A 14,030-nucleotide genomic window follows, 5' to 3' on the forward strand; every position below is an offset into this window, starting at 1 on the left:
AACGCGCGCCGCGCCGGCGGCCCTCTCGACTGCGCGGGCGCGAGAGCGCACGAGCAGGGACTGCTGGTCGGGCGGTGGTTGCGCGCCTAGCGCCCCCCCCCCCCCCACCCCGGCGTTCAGGCCCCCTTGCGGAACAGGGCGCGTTTCTGCAGCGACTCCTCCAACGCGCGGAACGCGAGGTCCAGCGCGGTGTTGTACTCGCTCTGGTCGCGCGGCGGCACGGACTCGTCCGGCGCGGGCACCGTGGTCATGGTGAACCACCGCTCGTCCCACAGCAGCCCGACCACGGCCTCCCAGTGCTCCGCGACGACCTGCTTGACCAGCTTCTCCTGGTCGATGACCTCGGCCATCCGGTCCTGCGAGGCGGCCAGCCGCTCCAGCAGCACCCGCACCCTGGCCCGGTCGGCCGCGCGCATCCGCTCCACCGACTCGCCGGCCAGCGCGACGACCTCCCGGTACCGCTCGATCGCCGAGACCGCCTCGACCTCCGGCGCGCCGTGCCCGCCGGCGCGCTGCGCGGGCACCACTGAGGCGTGGGTGGTCATGGTTCCTCCCCGGGGTCGAACGGGATGACGACCTGCGGCCGCGAGTGCTCGAACCGGTCGAAGAACAGGCCCCGCCGCGGTCGGGGCGACCACGCGATCACCTGCTCCGGTCCGAACGACAGCAGCTCCTTGCCCTGGATGTCGAACGCGATCCACGCGCCGATGTCGTCGTAGACGCCCGGCGGCAGGCTGTTCTTCAGCCGCTGCGCGCCACGCCACCAGCCCAGCACGTGGGTGCGGTTCTCCGGCCCGTGCTTGAGCACGGTCCGCAGGTGGTCCAGCCCGGAGACCCGTGTCGTCGGGTTCTTCGCCTCCAGGAGGGTGTGCGCCGCGTCCACCGCGTAAACCACCAAGTAGTGGGGTTGCGGCGGCGCGCCCGTCTCGCCGGTCATGCTCGCGGTGATGCCGCCCGCCGTGCGCTCCAGCAGCGCCTGCACGCCGTCCAGGCCCAGCACGTCCACCGAGTGGCCCGCGTCCTCCAGCCGCTTGGCCAGCCGCTGCGCGTGCGGCCAGGCGTCCTCGGCCAGGCACGCCAGGGTGAACCGGGCGTCGCCCGGCTCGTGCTGGCGGGCCAGCGACAGCGCCGCGCCGCCCAGCACGCCCGCCGCGTCGTCGGCCAGCGAGCCCAGCACCGCGATGTTGCGGCCCGGCGTGCGGGCGAAGCGCACCTTGGCCGCGCTGCCCGCCACGTCGATCACCTGGCCCAGCAGCACGGTGGGCGCGCCGCCGTCGACCGGCCGCAGCGCCCGGAAGTCCGGCAGCGCCCGCAGCACGGGCACCTTGCTGCCGTCGAACAGGATCGGCTCGGCCAGGTCCGGCGGGCGCAGCCGGTGCAGCTCGGCCTGGAGCACGTCGAACGTGCCCTTCGCGGTGGCGTCGGGGATGCGCGCGACCTCATTGCCCGGCCGCACTCCCGACTCGTGGTTCACCACCGCGTGCCAGCGCGGCAGCTCCACCGCGGCGTCGTTCTGCGGCTCGGCCAGCACCCGCCGCGCCTTCGGCAGCGCGATCCGCACGGTGAACTGCTCGAAGATCGCCGACTTGCCCCAGAAGCCCTCGATGCCGGACACGTCCTGGCTCGACAGCACCAGGTGGATGCCCTGCGACCGGCCGCGCCGCGCCACGTCCTCCAGCAGCTGGGTGGCCTGCGCGGTGACCTGGTCGCGTTCGCCGAACAGGTACTGGAACTCGTCGATCACCGCCACGATCCGCGGCCAGTGCCCGTGCGGGTCCTCCTCGCGCAGCTGCTCCAGCTTGGTGACCTCGTGCCGCTTGGCCGCGTCCGCGCGCCGGCGCATCTCGTCGGCCAGGAACGCGAGCAGCGCCACGCCGAACTCGCGGTCGGTGTTGACGTTCACCCCGACCAGCCGGGCGTGCGGCAGCCACGTCGGGTCCTTGCGGCCCGGCGCGAACTGCGCGAACGACACGCCCTCCTTGAAGTCCAGCAGGTACAGCTCCAGCTCGTCCGGCGCGTACCGGGCGGCGAGGCTGCCGAGCATGGCGTAGAGGAAGTTCGTCTTGCCCGAGCCGCTGGGACCGCCGATCAGCGCGTGCGGCGACGTGTCGCCCAGCCCCACGTGCACCGGCTCGCCCTCCAGGAACCCGACCGGGGCCAGGACGCCCGCCGAGGAGTCCTCCGCCCAGAACCGCTCCGGCAGCAGGTCGGCGAACGTGCTGAGCCGGTTGCGGCGCTCCTCCCGCTTGTCCGCGATCGCCGCGCACGCGCGGGGCACCTGCGCGCGGGGCAGCGGCGGGTCGAGCGCGACGGTGACGTGCCGGCCGGTCATCGTGCAGGTCGCGGACTGGTCGGCGGCGACGGTCACGGTCTCGATCGGCGAGTTGACCGTGACCGGGATGTCCACGATCACCAGCTGGATCCCGGCCGCCAACCCGTTGCGCGCCACGCGTTGCAGCTGCTGCTGCTGGTCCTCCTTCAACGGCTGCCGGTTGCCGAACAGCACCGCCACCCGCCACGGCTCGGTGCGCCGCCCGCCCGCCGCCCGGACCGACTGGTGGCCCTCGGTCAGCACGCCGGTGTGCACGCGCCGGATGTGGTCGGACAGCTCGTCCAGCAGCTCGTGCAGCCGCGCCGGGTCGTGCACGGTCAGCAGGCCCGCGCGGGTCAGCGGGTACAGGCCGGGCAGCGCGCCGGTGAGCTGGCCGACGTCCCACACGTGGACGTGCACCAGGCCGGGCTGGAAGTGGCTCAGCACCCGCAGCAGCAGGTTCTCCACCAGCGCCTCGGCGGTCGCGCGGCTCTCGTGCACGGAGGAGACGTGCAGGTGCGAGTGGTCGAGCAGCGGCACCGCCACCGGGAACCGGCGCGGCTCCGGCGCGCCGCGCACCACGCCGGTGCCGATGCGCCACAACTCGGGCACGCCCTCGCCGTCGGCCGTGCCGGGCGTGCCGAGCCACGCCTCGGGCGGCCACGACGCCGGGCCCTCGGCCGCCGCGTTCACCAGCGCGGTCAACTGGTCCGGCCCGCGTTCGGACCACTCGCGGAACGCCTCGACCCGGTCGACCATCGCCTGCGCGACCTGCTGCGTGAACAGCGGGTTGGCCAGCGCCTTGGCCAGCAGCGGGTCCTCCAGCGCCCGGTCGACGCCGTCGCCGCGCAGCATCACCTCGAACATGTCGCGGGCGCGCTCGTCGGCCAGCAGGCGGTGCTCGCGCGCGGCGTTGCCGAGCGCGGCGGCGACCGCCCTGCGGAACTCCGCGAAGGAGGTCTCGATCCTCCTGCGGCGCTCGTCACGCCTGCTCACGTCACAGCTCCACGGCTAGGCGTTGGACCAGTTCCAGGCTGCCCACGATCAGCTCCAGCTCGGCGGCGAACTTCTCGCCCGCCGCCGCGAACCCGGCCGGCACCAGGGACTCGTGGTGGTCGGCGCCCGCCTCCAGCAGGATGTCGACCGCCTCGTCCAACGCGTGCTGGGCCTCGCGGACGCTGCGGTAGGCGTCCCGGAGCAGCTCGCAGCTCTGTTCCAGCGCGAGCCTGACCTCGCCTACCGACGTCACGTCACAGCCTGGAGTTGATGCTCTCGGCCTGGGAGATCCCCGCGCCGAGGTGCTTCTGCAGGTCGGACACGCCGCTGACGACCTCGGCGAACCGCGCGTTCGCCTGCTCGACGTCGGCCTGGACGCTGCCCTGGGTGGCCGTGCTGAGCAGGGCTTGCGCGTCCTCGGCCAGGTCGGCGGCCTGTTGCAGGGCGTTGACGCTCTGGCCCGCCTTCTCGACGGCCTGAGCGATCGCGTTGCGGACCTCTTCGATGCTGGCCATGTCGGCTCCCGACCCCTCCTGCGGACTGCCTGGGTTCCTATAGTTGAAAGTAGTACCTAAAGTTTCACGATTCACAAGCAAGATCGGCTGACCGGGTGGGATGTGAAAACCACTCGATCGGGGCAGCGCGAACGATCTCAGTCGGGCACCGTCCACACGAATGCCGAGGCCGGTGTCGCGGTGAGTTCCATCGCGGCGATGCCCGCCGCCGGCGCCGGCGCCGCCGACCAGCGGATCGACCCGGACGGGCCGGACCACTCGACCGGCGACCACCCCGAACGGCCCAGCGACGCCACCGCGTCGTGTAGCGCGACCGTGGGCGAACTGACGCTCGAACCGAGATCCATGTGCACGCTCAGTAGGTGCCCGTGCGGAGCCACCCGGGTGATCTTGCCACTGCGCGCGACCCGGCTCGCTACCGCCCGCGCTTGCCACTCGGCGCTCGCGGACCGGTCCGTGGCCACGTCGACGCGCAACGACAGCCGGGTCTCCGACCCCGGGTCGGCGGTGATCACCCGTTCGGGCGCGGGCGTGTCCGTCGAACGGCCCTGCGGCTCGCGGTCCCGCCCGGCGTCGGGCGCGCCGGCCTCCCGGGTGTGGTGCTGCTGCGAGGGGTCGCCGCCCGCCCACGCCTCGACCAGCAGCCGCTCCGCGCCCGGCACCAGGGGGTCGAGCAGCGCGGGGTCCTCCAGCACGGTCCACGCGGTCGGCGGCTCGCACGCCACCCGCGGGGTGGGGAACTCGTCGCCGAGCTGCCGCACGAACGCGCGCACCGCCCGCGCCAGCGCGCCGGCCACGTTGCCCGACGCCCGCTCGCCGCTGACCCGGCTGATCGTGACCGACCAGCAGCCGGGTTCCTCGTCGGAGCAGTCGAAGGCGCGCACGACCCGCCCGCCGACCCGGCGCAGCAGTGCGGCGCAGGCGGCGCGCGCCTGCTGCTCGTCGTCGGCCGCCACCACCGCGGTGATCAGCAGCTCAAGGTCCTCTACCACCATCTCGGGAACGAATTGTCCACGACACGCCTGTTGCGCGTGAGGGTGCCACTGATGTCACCCATAAGCAGGGACTTGCGCCCACCCCTCGTGATGTCCGCTGATCAGGCCGTTTTCGCCACTTCAACCTTCGTTCACACGATGCGGTCGGCGACCTCCGACGCGCCGCCGTGCGAGGTAACGATGTGAGCGCATGGCCAACGACACCAAGGAGGTTCCACCATGCGCAGCATCATCCGACTGGTCGCGGCGGGCGCGCTTTCGCTCCCGATCATCATCGGTGCCGCGGGCATCGCGTCGGCCGACGTCGAGTTCGACCAGTCCGACGTGGCCGCCACATCGCAGGGCGCCAGTGTCTACGACCAGGCTGCGGGTGCCGACGACTACGGCAACTCCTACTACTACGAGCAGTACCAGCTCGCCGGTGAGGATGGCGCCGGGTCGTTCCTGGTCGTGTCCTGGGTGTACGACGGCCACGCGGGTTACTTCGACAACTACAGCTGGTCCGGCCCCGATGGCGCGTGGACGGGCGACACCTCGGCCACCGCCGACGCCCCGGACTACTACGACGATGACGACTACGACGGTGACGACGACTACGACGACGAAGACCACTACGACGACTGATCACTGACGGGGTGGGGCGGCGCGCCGCGTGCCGCCCCACCCGTTCATGTCCGCGGCTTGACCTGGAGCGCGCTCCGGCGTGTTGGGTGGTCCCATGACGAACTTGCGGGACAAGGTCGCGCTGGTCACCGGCGCGTCGTCGGGCATCGGGGAGGCGACCGCCGTCGCGCTGGCGCGCGAGGGCGCGGCCGTGGTGATCGCCGCGCGGCGCGTGGAACGGTTGCGCGCACTGGAAGAACGGCTCGCGGGCGACGGCGCGCGGGTGCTGTCGATCGCGCTGGACGTCACGGACGAGGCCGCGTGCCGGGACGCGGTGGCGCGCACCGTCGAGGTGTTCGGCGGGTTGGACGTCCTGGTCAACAACGCGGGCGTGATGCTGCTCGGCCCGGTGGAGGGCGCGGACACCACCGACTGGACCAGGATGGTGTCGACGAACCTCCTGGGCGTCCTGTTCCTCACCCACGCCGCCCTGCCGCACCTGGTGGCGCGCAAGGGTTCGGTGGTGCAGGTGTCGTCCACGGCCGGCCGCGTCGCCCGCGCCGGCACGGCGGTCTACAACGCCACCAAGTTCGGCGTCAACGCGTTCAGCGAGGCCCTGCGCCAGGAGGTGACCCAGCGCGGGGTGCGGGTCGTCGTGGTCGAGCCCGGTGTCGTGGAGACCGAGCTGCGCGAGCACATCACGAACCAGGCGGCCAAGGAGGACATCACCGCGCGGGCGCGGGCGATGCGGCAGCTCCAGGCGGAGGACGTGGCCGCCGCAGTGTGCTACGCCGTGACGCAGCCGGACCACGTGTCGGTCAACGAGATCCTGGTGCGGCCGACCGACCAGCCCTGGTGAGCGCCCCTCAGCGCGGCCCCAGCACGCGGCGCGCGAACGCCAGCACGTCGGCGACCACCTCGGCCGAGTTGGTCTCGTGGAACACGTCGTGCCGCGCGCCGGGGTAGAGGCGCTCCTCGAACAGCAGGCCCCGCAACCGGTCGGTGCCGGTGCGGGTGTCGGCCGCCGGCACCCACTCGTCGGCGTCGCCGTGCAGCCACAGCGTCGGCAGGTGCTCCAGCGCGGGCCCGTAGTTGACCTGGTCGAGCGCGCGTTCCAGCGCCTCCAGCGTCTCCCGCCGGTACGGCCCGTGCCACACCAGGGGATCGGCCGCGTACCGCTTGCCGACCTCCGGGTCGCGCGACAGCAGCGCGGGGTCGAACGGCTCGGTCGCGGACTCCGGCGAGCCGAGCTGGTCCAGCCCCTGCCACGTGCCGAGCACCGGCGCGGACAGCACCAGCGCGGTCGGCGGGTCGAGCTGCGCGTACCGGGCGGCGACCAGCCCGCCCTCGGCGTGCCCGATCAGCACGGTCGGCAGGTCGGACGCGGCCGAGGCGACCGCGGCGGTGACGTCGGCCAGCACGCCGTCGAAGTCGGTGATCAGCGCGCGTTCGCCCTCGGAGCGGCCGTGGCCGACGAGGTCGGGCGCGACGACGAGCGCGCCCGCGCCCACCAGGGCCTCGGCCACGTCGGCGTACCGGCCGCTGTGCTCGCCGTAGCCGTGCACGATGACGGCGAGCCAGTCGGCGTCCAGGTTGGGCCAGGTGCGGACGGCGAGTTCCCCGGCGTGGCCGGGGACGTTGGACTCGATCACCTAGGCAGCGTAGAACGCGCTGATCTCGATCTTCCCGCCGGCGCACACCGGACCCAGGCCCCACTGGAGGTTCACCGGCTCGGTCTCGTCCGGCGGGATGGCCGCGGCCCGCGGCGCCTCGGCCTGGCACGGCCGGTCGACCGGCTCGTCACCGGTCGGCACGACGGTCCAGTGCAGGTTCGCCGCCGCGGCGGCCCCGGGCGTCAGCGTCACCGGCGACGGACCGGGGTCGGGGGTGCGCTGGAGGTCGGTCGGCAGCGGGTTGCCCGCGGCGTCGAGCAGTTGCAGGCCGCTGTAGCCGTTGACCGTGCACGGGGCCGCGCCGTTGTTGGTGATCACGAGCTTGCCGTACCGGTTGCCCGCGCCCGCGTCGGTCGGCTCCACGGCGCCCGCGAGCACGGCGGCGGTGCAGCGGCCGGCCGCCTGGCCGGTCGCCTGGCCCGACGACGGCGCGACCGACGAGGGCGGCACCGGGGCCGCCTCGGCGGACGAGGACGTCGAGGCGGGCGGCTCGACCCCGAGGGTCGACCGGTCCGCCGCTTGTTGGGGGCTCCCGCACGCGGTGAGCGCGACCGCCAGGGCGCCGAACGCCACGAGTCGCCTCATGTCCACCTCCCGGCTCGGAACGGGTCCTTGTTCCCAGGACGTACCCCGGCCCCGGTCGGTTGGGTGGATCGGCGAGGAATTCACCGGATCGGGGGCATCATTGACGGTTCTCGACCCAGCCGTCCGGCAGCAGCGGCATGCCGGCGACGGGGGCCGTCCACAGGTAGGTCCAGCACATCCGCCCGTCCGGCAGCGCCACGCGCACGCGGCGGTACTCGTCGCCCTCGTACTCGTCCAGCGCCGGGAGGGCCTCCTCGGGGCGTTCGAGGCGCAGCACGTGCCCCGGCACGGCGGCCTGGCCGAAGGGGTGGCGGGAGGCGTTCGGGCCGGAGGTCTCGGGCGCGGGGCGCAGCGCGGGGTAGCCGCGGCCGGTGTCGTGCAGGGCGCCGGGCAGCCGGGCGGGCTCCGGGTCGCCCACCACGAACGGGGCCACCAGGGGCCACGCGGTCGAGCCGGGCCGGAGGGTGCCGTACACGAAGAGGCGGTCGGGCCAGTCGTCCGGCGACGGGTCGCCGTGCACCGGGGTCACGTCGAGGCCGTCGCCGTCGGCGGGCCGGCCGCCGAGCCGTCGCGCGCCGCGCTGGTCCACGTCGGCGCAGCGCACGGGTCTGCCGTTGACCAGCAGCGGCATCCGCCGGGTGCCCGCGCCGGTGTAGGCCAGCACGGAGTCGACCACGGCCCCGTTGAACAACGTCACCCGGCCGGTGTGCACGCGCACGAGCCGGTACCGCAGGCCGCGCCCCTCGCAGCGGTCGAGGACGCGCAGCTGCTCCGCGGTGGCGAACCACACCGCGTGCTCCTCCTCGACGCCCGGCGCGGCGGCGAGGGTCGCCGGGCGCTGGCCGTCGGTCTTGCGCAGGCCCGCGGCCCAGACGGCGGCCAGGCCGTCGCACCGGGCGCGCAGCACGACCGCCGGGCCGGTCAGTCCCAGTTCCTCGCGCAGCCAGGTCACCTTGGCGGGGTTGGCGTTGGAGCCGTACGCCAGCACCGGCATCCGGCCGGCGAGCGGCGGTTCGCCGTGCCGGGCCAGCCACTCGTCCAGGTCCTCGCCGTCGGGCGCGACGCGCCACCCGGAGTCGGCGCCCGGGTCCGGCGTGACCGGCCACCCGGCGCCGTCGAGGTGCACGAAGCAGTGTCCCGGCCGAGCTCCCGGATAGGGCTCGGCCGGGTGACTATCGTCGGTGAACGGCTGCGTCATGGCTCCCATTCTGGCAAACCTCACTCGGAATTCATCCGTTGTTGGTTTCTACGGAGTGGAAGAGGTCCGAGCTTTCGAGGCGTCCGGAGGGAGCTGTCTCGGGTGTTTCGGCCGAACTGGATCGCTTCACATCGGATGTGTGAACGTGACCTGTCACACGTTCTCGGCCCGCCGCGCGTCGTACTCCTCCTGTGCCGCCCGGAAGTTCGGCAGGTTCTCCTCGATCCAGCCGAACAAGTTTCGGATCTGCTTCGCCGCATGGGTGCCCAGCGGCGTGAGCGAGTAGTCCACCCGCGGCGGGATGGTGGGGTGGGCCTCGCGGCGCACCAGCCCGTCCCGCTCCAGCGCCTGGAGCGTCTGGGCGAGCATCTTCTCGCTCACCCCGGTCACCGCCCGGCGCAGCTCGCCGAACCGCTGCGTGCCGTCCAGGAGCTTGCCGAGCACCAGGCTGCCCCAGTGGCCGGTGGCGTGGTTCGCGATGACGCGGGAGGGGCAGTTGCGGTCGTATACGTCACCTCGCGGCTCCATGGCGGCCACGGTACCTGGATGCTTTCCGAGTCGTCAGTACCTGACGTTCGGGTAGGTGCTTTCGAATGGTTAGCGTCGTGCCTACCGTGGGCCGCATGACGACCTTGATCACCGGCGCGACCGGCCACCTCGGCTCCCTGATCCTCAAGCACGCCCTCGACCGCCTGCCCGCCGACCGGCTCGCCGTGTCCGTCCGCGACCCGGAGAAGGCCGCGGGGCTGGGCGTGGAGGTCCGCGCGGGCGACTTCGACGGCCCCCTCGCGGACGCGTTCGCCGGCGTGGAGACGCTGTTGATCGTGTCGGTGGACGGGCCGGACGAGATCCGCGTCCGCCGGCACCTGAACGCGGTGCGCGCGGCGGCCGACGCCGGCGTGCGGCACATCGTCTACACGTCGGTGACCGACGCCGACACCTCGCCGCTGGGCCTGGCCGCGGTGCACAAGGCCACCGAGGAGGCGATCCGCGCGGTGGGCGTGCCGTTCACGTTCCTGCGCAACGGGATGTACCACGAGAACTACCTGCCGCAGGGCCCCGGCCCGATCGTCACGGCGGCGGGCGACGGGCGGATCGCCAGCGCGTCGCGTGACGACCTGGCGCTCGCGGCCGCGGTCGTGCTGAGCACGCCGGGGCACGAGAACGCGGTGTACGAGCTGACCGGGCCGCGGGCGTGGAGCTTCGACGAGCTGGCCGCGGCGGCGGGCACGACGCACCGGGCGGTGGGCGCGGAGGAGCGCGTGGCCGGGCTGAAGGGGTTCGGGCTGCCGGACTTCCTCGCCGAACTGCTGACCGACATCGAGGTGAACATCGGTCGCGGCGTGCTCTCGGAGGTCCGGCCGGACCTGGAGAAGCTGATCGGGCGTCCGCCGGTGGCGATCGAGGACGTCGTGCGGGCCTGATTCCCGGCCGTGGCGCGGCTGCTCCCGGGGGCGGGGCGGCTGTCGCCGGACGACCGTGCGCGGTCGACGATCGGCGGCTGTCCGGCCGGCGTGCGCGGTCGGCCGCTCAGCCGTCGATGAGCAGGGCGGCGTCGATCTCGCGGTGGGCCTCCGGGTGCTCCTCCCACCACTTCGCGTAGCCGGGGTTGCGGGGCAGCACCGCGCGGTACGCCTTGGCCGCGGCGGTGAAGACGTCGTGGGCCCGCCCGGCGGCGGGCCCCTCGCGGCGGGTCGCCAGGAGCAGGTCCACCATCAGCGGCGAGCCGCGCAGCGGGCGGATGACGATGCCGTCGCCGCTGCGCGACTGCGGCAGCGCGAACGACACCGCCCCGTTGGTCACCAGGCTGCGGGCGGTGCTCGCCTCGTGCGCGTGGTGGGTGAACCGGGGCGTGAACCCGGCCGCCGCGCACGCCGCGAAGATCTGGAGCCGGTTGCCGACGAACTCGTCCGGCGGCGAGACCCAGTCCCGGTCGGCGAGCTGCCCGAGGTCCACCTCCTCCTGCGCGGCCAGCGGATCCGTCTCGGGCAGCGCCACGAACTGCGGCTCGCTCACCAGCCGGCGGACCTCCAGCCCGCGCAGCTCACGTCGCTCCAACCCCTCGAACCGGTCCAGCACGGCGAGCTGCACCCGGCCGGACACGAGCAGCTCCAGCAGGTTCGACGCGCCGCGCGTGATCTCGGTGCGGACCTCCGAACACGGGATCACCCGCCGCAGCTCCTCCACGAAGTGCCCGAAGAACAACGTGGGCACCCCGCCGACCAGCAGCGGTCCGGGCGTGCCGCCCCCGCTGCGCTGACGGGCCAGCGAGACGAGCTGGTCGACCTCGTCGAGCACCAGCCTCGCCGTGCCGACGACCTGTTTGCCCAGGTCCGTGGGCGCGGAACCGCCGGGCGTGCGGTCGAACAGCCGACCGCCGACGATCCGCTCCACGGTCCGCAACTGGGCGCTCATCGCCGGTTGCGTGAGCCCCAGGCGGGAGGCCGCCTTGGTGAGGCTGCCTTCTTCGGCTATCGCGCACACCGCGCGCAGGTGGCGCAGCTCGAGCTCGGGCATAACGCTCTTCTATCCCCCTTCCGTATGAGCCGCCAGCCCTGGCGGGCGTCATAGTTGGCCAGTCCCCACTGCTGCGGAGGAGAACAGATGCGCCACCCGAGCCAGATCTACCGCACGAGCCGGATCCACTGAGCAGCGGCTCGGCCGTGCCGTCCCGTCGAGCGGCCCGCGCCCCGTTATACGCGGGCGGGGTCCGGGCGACGCCGGGGGCGGTGACGGCCAAGGGGGTGCGAGGCGGACGTCCCCACCCCGAACGGGGCCGCCGGTCGCCATTGCGGAGTGCGCGACCGGCGGCCCCGCCGCGCAGTCGGTACGTTCGAACCATGTCGGTGGTGGACAGCCCAGTCGACTGGGTGAAAGAGCACATCCGCAAGTACGTCGCGACCGGCGGCGCGGAGGGGCACGAGTGGCAGCCGGGCGTCTTCACGCTCCTGCTGACCACGATCGGCCGCAAGTCCGGGCAGCCGCGTCGGACCGCGTTGATCTACCAGCCCTACGGCGACGCGTACGTGGTCGTCGCGTCCTACGGCGGCGCGCCGAAGCACCCGTCGTGGTACCGGAACCTGGCCGAGCGCAACGAGGCCGAGGTCCAGGTCGGCCCGGACGTGTTCCGGGCCCGCGCCCGCACCGCGACCGGTGAGGAGCGGGACCGGCTGTGGAAGCTGATGACCGAGGCGTGGCCGGCCTACGACCAGTACGCGAAGAAGACCGACCGGGAGATCCCGGTGGTGGTGCTGGAGCGCGTCGGGTCGTAGGCGCGGCCCGGTCCGGATCGCGGACCGGGAGCGCGGTCCGGGCGCGTCACCCGGTGATCGGCACGGCGGAGCCCGTCACGGTGACCCGCGGGTCGTCGGGCGCGACGCAGATCTCGAGCAGGCTCGGGCGGCCCAGGTCCACGCCCTGGTGGATGGTCACGGACCTCGGCCGTTCGACCCGCCCGATCGCCCGCAGGTAGCCGCCGAACGCCGCCGCGGCGGAGCCGGTCGCCGGGTCCTCGACCACGCCGCCCACCGGGAACGGGTCGCGGGCGTCGAACACGTCCTCCTCGCGCTGGTGCACCAGCTGCGCGGTCACGGCGTCGTGGGCGCGCAGCAGGTCGGCCAGCGCGTCGAAGTCGTAGTCCAGCGCGGCCAGGCGGGCGCGGGTGCGGACGGCCAGGACGAGGTGGCGCGAGCCGCCGAACGCCCAGTGCGGCGGGTAGCGGTCGTCCAGGTCGTCGGCGGACCAGCCCAGCGCGCGCAGCGCGGCGGTGACGTCGGCGGGCGCGGCGGGCGTGGCGTGGGTCGGCACGCTGGTCAGCGTCGCGGTGGTGGGGGTGGTGGCGACGTCGACCAGGCCGGCGGGGGTGTGGAAGCGCAGGGTTCCGGGCCGGCCGAGGGCGACGGCGGCGGCCACGGTGGCGTGGCCGCAGAACGGCACCTCGACCAGCGGGCTGAAGTACCGGACGTCGAAGTCGTCCGGCTCGGCGGGCCGGGGGACGACGAACGCGGTCTCCGAGTAGCCGACCTCGGCGGCGATCTCCAGCATGCGGGCGTCGGTCAGGCCGGTAGCGTCGAGCACGACGCCGGCCGGGTTGCCCCCGGCGGGGTCGGTGGCGAAAGCGGTGTAGCGGAGCACGGTCGGTCCCTGCGCGTCGGTCATGGGACGAGCGTCCCCCAGGAGGGCGCATCGAGTCCAACGATTCCCAGTGATGTGCGCTATCGGTATTGTCGATGTGGTGGACACCCGCCTCCTGCGCACCCTCCTGGTGCTCGCCCGTACGGGCAGCTTCACCGCCACCGCGGCCGAGCTGCACCTCGTGCAATCCACGGTGACGAGCCAGGTCAAGGCCCTGGAACGGCACCTCGGGGCCCGCCTGTTCGACCGGCTGCCCAGCGGGGCGCGGTTGACCGAGGCGGGTCGGCAGGCCGTCGAGCACGCCCGGGAGGTGCTGACGTCCGAGCAGCGGTTGCGGGACGCGGTGCGGGGGAGCACGGCGGTGGAGGGCGACGTGCGGATAGCCGCACCCGAGTCGGTGTGCGCCTACCGGCTGCCGCAGCGGATCGCGGACGTGGCGATGCGGTGGCCGGGGATCTCGGTGCACCTGTCGCCGGCGGGCACCCGGCAGGCGTTGGCCGGGGTGCGCAACGGGACCTTGGACCTGGCGCTGGTGCTGGAGGACTCGCTGGCCGCGCCGGGGTTGAAGGTGACGGCGGTCGGGGTCGAGCCGATCGAGCTGGTGTCCGCGCCGGGGGTGGTGCTGGACGAGCGGTACTTCCTGCTGGAGGAGGGGTGTTCGTACTGCGACCGGTTCGTGCGCGAGTTGCCCGCGACGCCCAGCATCACGCGGTTCGGCAGCATCGAGGCCGTGCGGTCGTGCGTGGTGGCCGGGTTGGGGTGGGCCGTGCTGCCTCGGGTGGCGGTGGCCGAGCAGTTGGACGCGGGCACGTTGCAGCGGGTGCGGGAGCTGCCCGACAGCACGCTGTTCCTGGTCACGGACCCGCGCCGCACCCCCTCGGCCGCCGTCCGCGCCGTCGCCGCCGCCCTCGACTGACCCACGCGTGTCGAACACTCAGGACCCGTGTGTCCTACGTTGAGAACGCGAGAGTCCTACGTTCAGGACCCGTGAGTTCAACGCTCGCGTCCGGCTCGATGTGA

The 14,030-nt window shown here is 73.5% G+C and carries 16 protein-coding genes; 5 read left to right on the forward strand and 11 right to left on the reverse strand.

Annotated elements, in window-relative coordinates; genetic code table 11:
- Positions 1-116: 116 nt before the first annotated feature.
- The 5 genes from ACFXGA_RS11665 to ACFXGA_RS11685 all read right to left on the reverse strand — a co-directional run bounded on the left by ACFXGA_RS11665 (position 117) and on the right by ACFXGA_RS11685 (position 4,817).
- Positions 117-545, reverse strand: coding sequence for a hypothetical protein (locus ACFXGA_RS11665; protein ID WP_378086802.1), 429 nt, complete (start codon positions 543-545; stop codon positions 117-119).
- Positions 542-3,307 (reverse strand): FtsK/SpoIIIE domain-containing protein, encoded by a 2,766-nt coding sequence (locus tag ACFXGA_RS11670; protein WP_378086804.1) that lies wholly within the window; start codon positions 3,305-3,307, stop codon positions 542-544. Before ACFXGA_RS11670 ends, ACFXGA_RS11665 begins: the two co-directional genes overlap by 4 nt.
- A 1-nt stretch (position 3,308) precedes the next feature.
- On the reverse strand, positions 3,309-3,560 hold the full coding sequence (locus tag ACFXGA_RS11675; protein ID WP_378086807.1) for a hypothetical protein: 252 nt from the start codon (positions 3,558-3,560) through the stop codon (positions 3,309-3,311).
- A gap of 1 nt (position 3,561) precedes the next feature.
- Positions 3,562-3,822, reverse strand: a complete 261-nt coding sequence (locus tag ACFXGA_RS11680) for a hypothetical protein (protein ID WP_378086809.1) — start codon at positions 3,820-3,822, stop codon at positions 3,562-3,564.
- Between the two features lie 137 nt (positions 3,823-3,959).
- Positions 3,960-4,817 (reverse strand): hypothetical protein, encoded by an 858-nt coding sequence (locus ACFXGA_RS11685; RefSeq protein WP_378086811.1) that lies wholly within the window; start codon positions 4,815-4,817, stop codon positions 3,960-3,962.
- A gap of 219 nt (positions 4,818-5,036) precedes the next feature.
- Here ACFXGA_RS11685 and ACFXGA_RS11690 point away from each other — a divergent pair, with 219 nt between their 5' ends.
- Both ACFXGA_RS11690 and ACFXGA_RS11695 read left to right on the forward strand, forming a co-directional pair.
- Complete coding sequence (locus ACFXGA_RS11690) at positions 5,037-5,441, forward strand: hypothetical protein (protein ID WP_378086814.1); 405 nt, start codon at positions 5,037-5,039, stop codon at positions 5,439-5,441.
- 94 nt (positions 5,442-5,535) lie between these two features.
- Positions 5,536-6,279 (forward strand): SDR family NAD(P)-dependent oxidoreductase, encoded by a 744-nt coding sequence (locus ACFXGA_RS11695; RefSeq protein ID WP_378086816.1) that lies wholly within the window; start codon positions 5,536-5,538, stop codon positions 6,277-6,279.
- Between the two features lie 7 nt (positions 6,280-6,286).
- Here the strand turns inward: ACFXGA_RS11695 and ACFXGA_RS11700 are convergent, their stop codons facing one another.
- From ACFXGA_RS11700 to ACFXGA_RS11715, 4 genes are all read right to left on the reverse strand, one after another.
- Positions 6,287-7,072 (reverse strand): alpha/beta fold hydrolase, encoded by a 786-nt coding sequence (locus tag ACFXGA_RS11700; RefSeq protein WP_378086818.1) that lies wholly within the window; start codon positions 7,070-7,072, stop codon positions 6,287-6,289.
- The gene (locus ACFXGA_RS11705; protein ID WP_378086820.1) at positions 7,073-7,678 is read right to left on the reverse strand and encodes a DUF4232 domain-containing protein; all 606 of its coding nucleotides are present in this window, start codon (positions 7,676-7,678) and stop codon (positions 7,073-7,075) included.
- Between the two features lie 97 nt (positions 7,679-7,775).
- On the reverse strand, positions 7,776-8,804 hold the full coding sequence (locus tag ACFXGA_RS11710; protein ID WP_378086822.1) for a gamma-glutamylcyclotransferase: 1,029 nt from the start codon (positions 8,802-8,804) through the stop codon (positions 7,776-7,778).
- 225 nt (positions 8,805-9,029) lie between these two features.
- On the reverse strand, positions 9,030-9,404 hold the full coding sequence (locus ACFXGA_RS11715; protein ID WP_378086824.1) for a winged helix-turn-helix transcriptional regulator: 375 nt from the start codon (positions 9,402-9,404) through the stop codon (positions 9,030-9,032).
- Positions 9,405-9,499: 95 nt separating this feature from the next.
- Here ACFXGA_RS11715 and ACFXGA_RS11720 point away from each other — a divergent pair, with 95 nt between their 5' ends.
- Complete coding sequence (locus ACFXGA_RS11720) at positions 9,500-10,300, forward strand: SDR family oxidoreductase (protein WP_378086826.1); 801 nt, start codon at positions 9,500-9,502, stop codon at positions 10,298-10,300.
- 106 nt (positions 10,301-10,406) lie between these two features.
- Here the strand turns inward: ACFXGA_RS11720 and ACFXGA_RS11725 are convergent, their stop codons facing one another.
- Positions 10,407-11,393: a LysR substrate-binding domain-containing protein gene (locus ACFXGA_RS11725; RefSeq protein ID WP_378086828.1), complete on the reverse strand. Its 987-nt coding sequence runs from the start codon at positions 11,391-11,393 to the stop codon at positions 10,407-10,409.
- Positions 11,394-11,716: 323 nt separating this feature from the next.
- On the opposite strand from ACFXGA_RS11725, the gene ACFXGA_RS11730 reads away from it, so the two are divergent.
- Positions 11,717-12,148 carry a nitroreductase family deazaflavin-dependent oxidoreductase gene (locus ACFXGA_RS11730; RefSeq protein WP_378086830.1) on the forward strand — a complete coding sequence of 144 codons (432 nt, stop codon included), beginning with the start codon at positions 11,717-11,719 and terminating at the stop codon, positions 12,146-12,148.
- Positions 12,149-12,194: 46 nt separating this feature from the next.
- Here ACFXGA_RS11730 and ACFXGA_RS11735 read toward each other — a convergent pair whose 3' ends face one another.
- Positions 12,195-13,034, reverse strand: a complete 840-nt coding sequence (locus ACFXGA_RS11735) for a PhzF family phenazine biosynthesis protein (protein ID WP_378086832.1) — start codon at positions 13,032-13,034, stop codon at positions 12,195-12,197.
- A gap of 76 nt (positions 13,035-13,110) precedes the next feature.
- Here ACFXGA_RS11735 and ACFXGA_RS11740 point away from each other — a divergent pair, with 76 nt between their 5' ends.
- Positions 13,111-13,926 carry a LysR family transcriptional regulator gene (locus ACFXGA_RS11740; RefSeq protein ID WP_378086834.1) on the forward strand — a complete coding sequence of 272 codons (816 nt, stop codon included), beginning with the start codon at positions 13,111-13,113 and terminating at the stop codon, positions 13,924-13,926.
- Positions 13,927-14,030: the final 104 nt, after the last annotated feature.

Source organism: Actinosynnema sp. NPDC059335 (assembly GCF_042752395.1).
Lineage (GTDB): Bacteria > Actinomycetota > Actinomycetes > Mycobacteriales > Pseudonocardiaceae > Actinosynnema.

Bases quoted from the DNA above. Each gene is read 5' to 3' on its own strand.
- ACFXGA_RS11665 (WP_378086802.1), bottom strand. From the start codon at position 545: ATGACCACCCACGCCTCAGTGGTGCCCGCGCAGCGCGCCGGCGGGCAC.
- ACFXGA_RS11680 (WP_378086809.1), bottom strand. From the start codon at position 3,822: ATGGCCAGCATCGAAGAGGTCCGCAACGCGATCGCTCAGGCCGTCGAG.
- ACFXGA_RS11685 (WP_378086811.1), bottom strand. From the start codon at position 4,817: ATGGTGGTAGAGGACCTTGAGCTGCTGATCACCGCGGTGGTGGCGGCC.
- ACFXGA_RS11690 (WP_378086814.1), top strand. From the start codon at position 5,037: ATGCGCAGCATCATCCGACTGGTCGCGGCGGGCGCGCTTTCGCTCCCG.
- ACFXGA_RS11695 (WP_378086816.1), top strand. From the start codon at position 5,536: ATGACGAACTTGCGGGACAAGGTCGCGCTGGTCACCGGCGCGTCGTCG.
- ACFXGA_RS11705 (WP_378086820.1), bottom strand. From the start codon at position 7,678: ATGAGGCGACTCGTGGCGTTCGGCGCCCTGGCGGTCGCGCTCACCGCG.
- ACFXGA_RS11715 (WP_378086824.1), bottom strand. From the start codon at position 9,404: ATGGAGCCGCGAGGTGACGTATACGACCGCAACTGCCCCTCCCGCGTC.
- ACFXGA_RS11720 (WP_378086826.1), top strand. From the start codon at position 9,500: ATGACGACCTTGATCACCGGCGCGACCGGCCACCTCGGCTCCCTGATC.
- ACFXGA_RS11725 (WP_378086828.1), bottom strand. From the start codon at position 11,393: ATGCCCGAGCTCGAGCTGCGCCACCTGCGCGCGGTGTGCGCGATAGCC.
- ACFXGA_RS11730 (WP_378086830.1), top strand. From the start codon at position 11,717: ATGTCGGTGGTGGACAGCCCAGTCGACTGGGTGAAAGAGCACATCCGC.
- ACFXGA_RS11735 (WP_378086832.1), bottom strand. From the start codon at position 13,034: ATGACCGACGCGCAGGGACCGACCGTGCTCCGCTACACCGCTTTCGCC.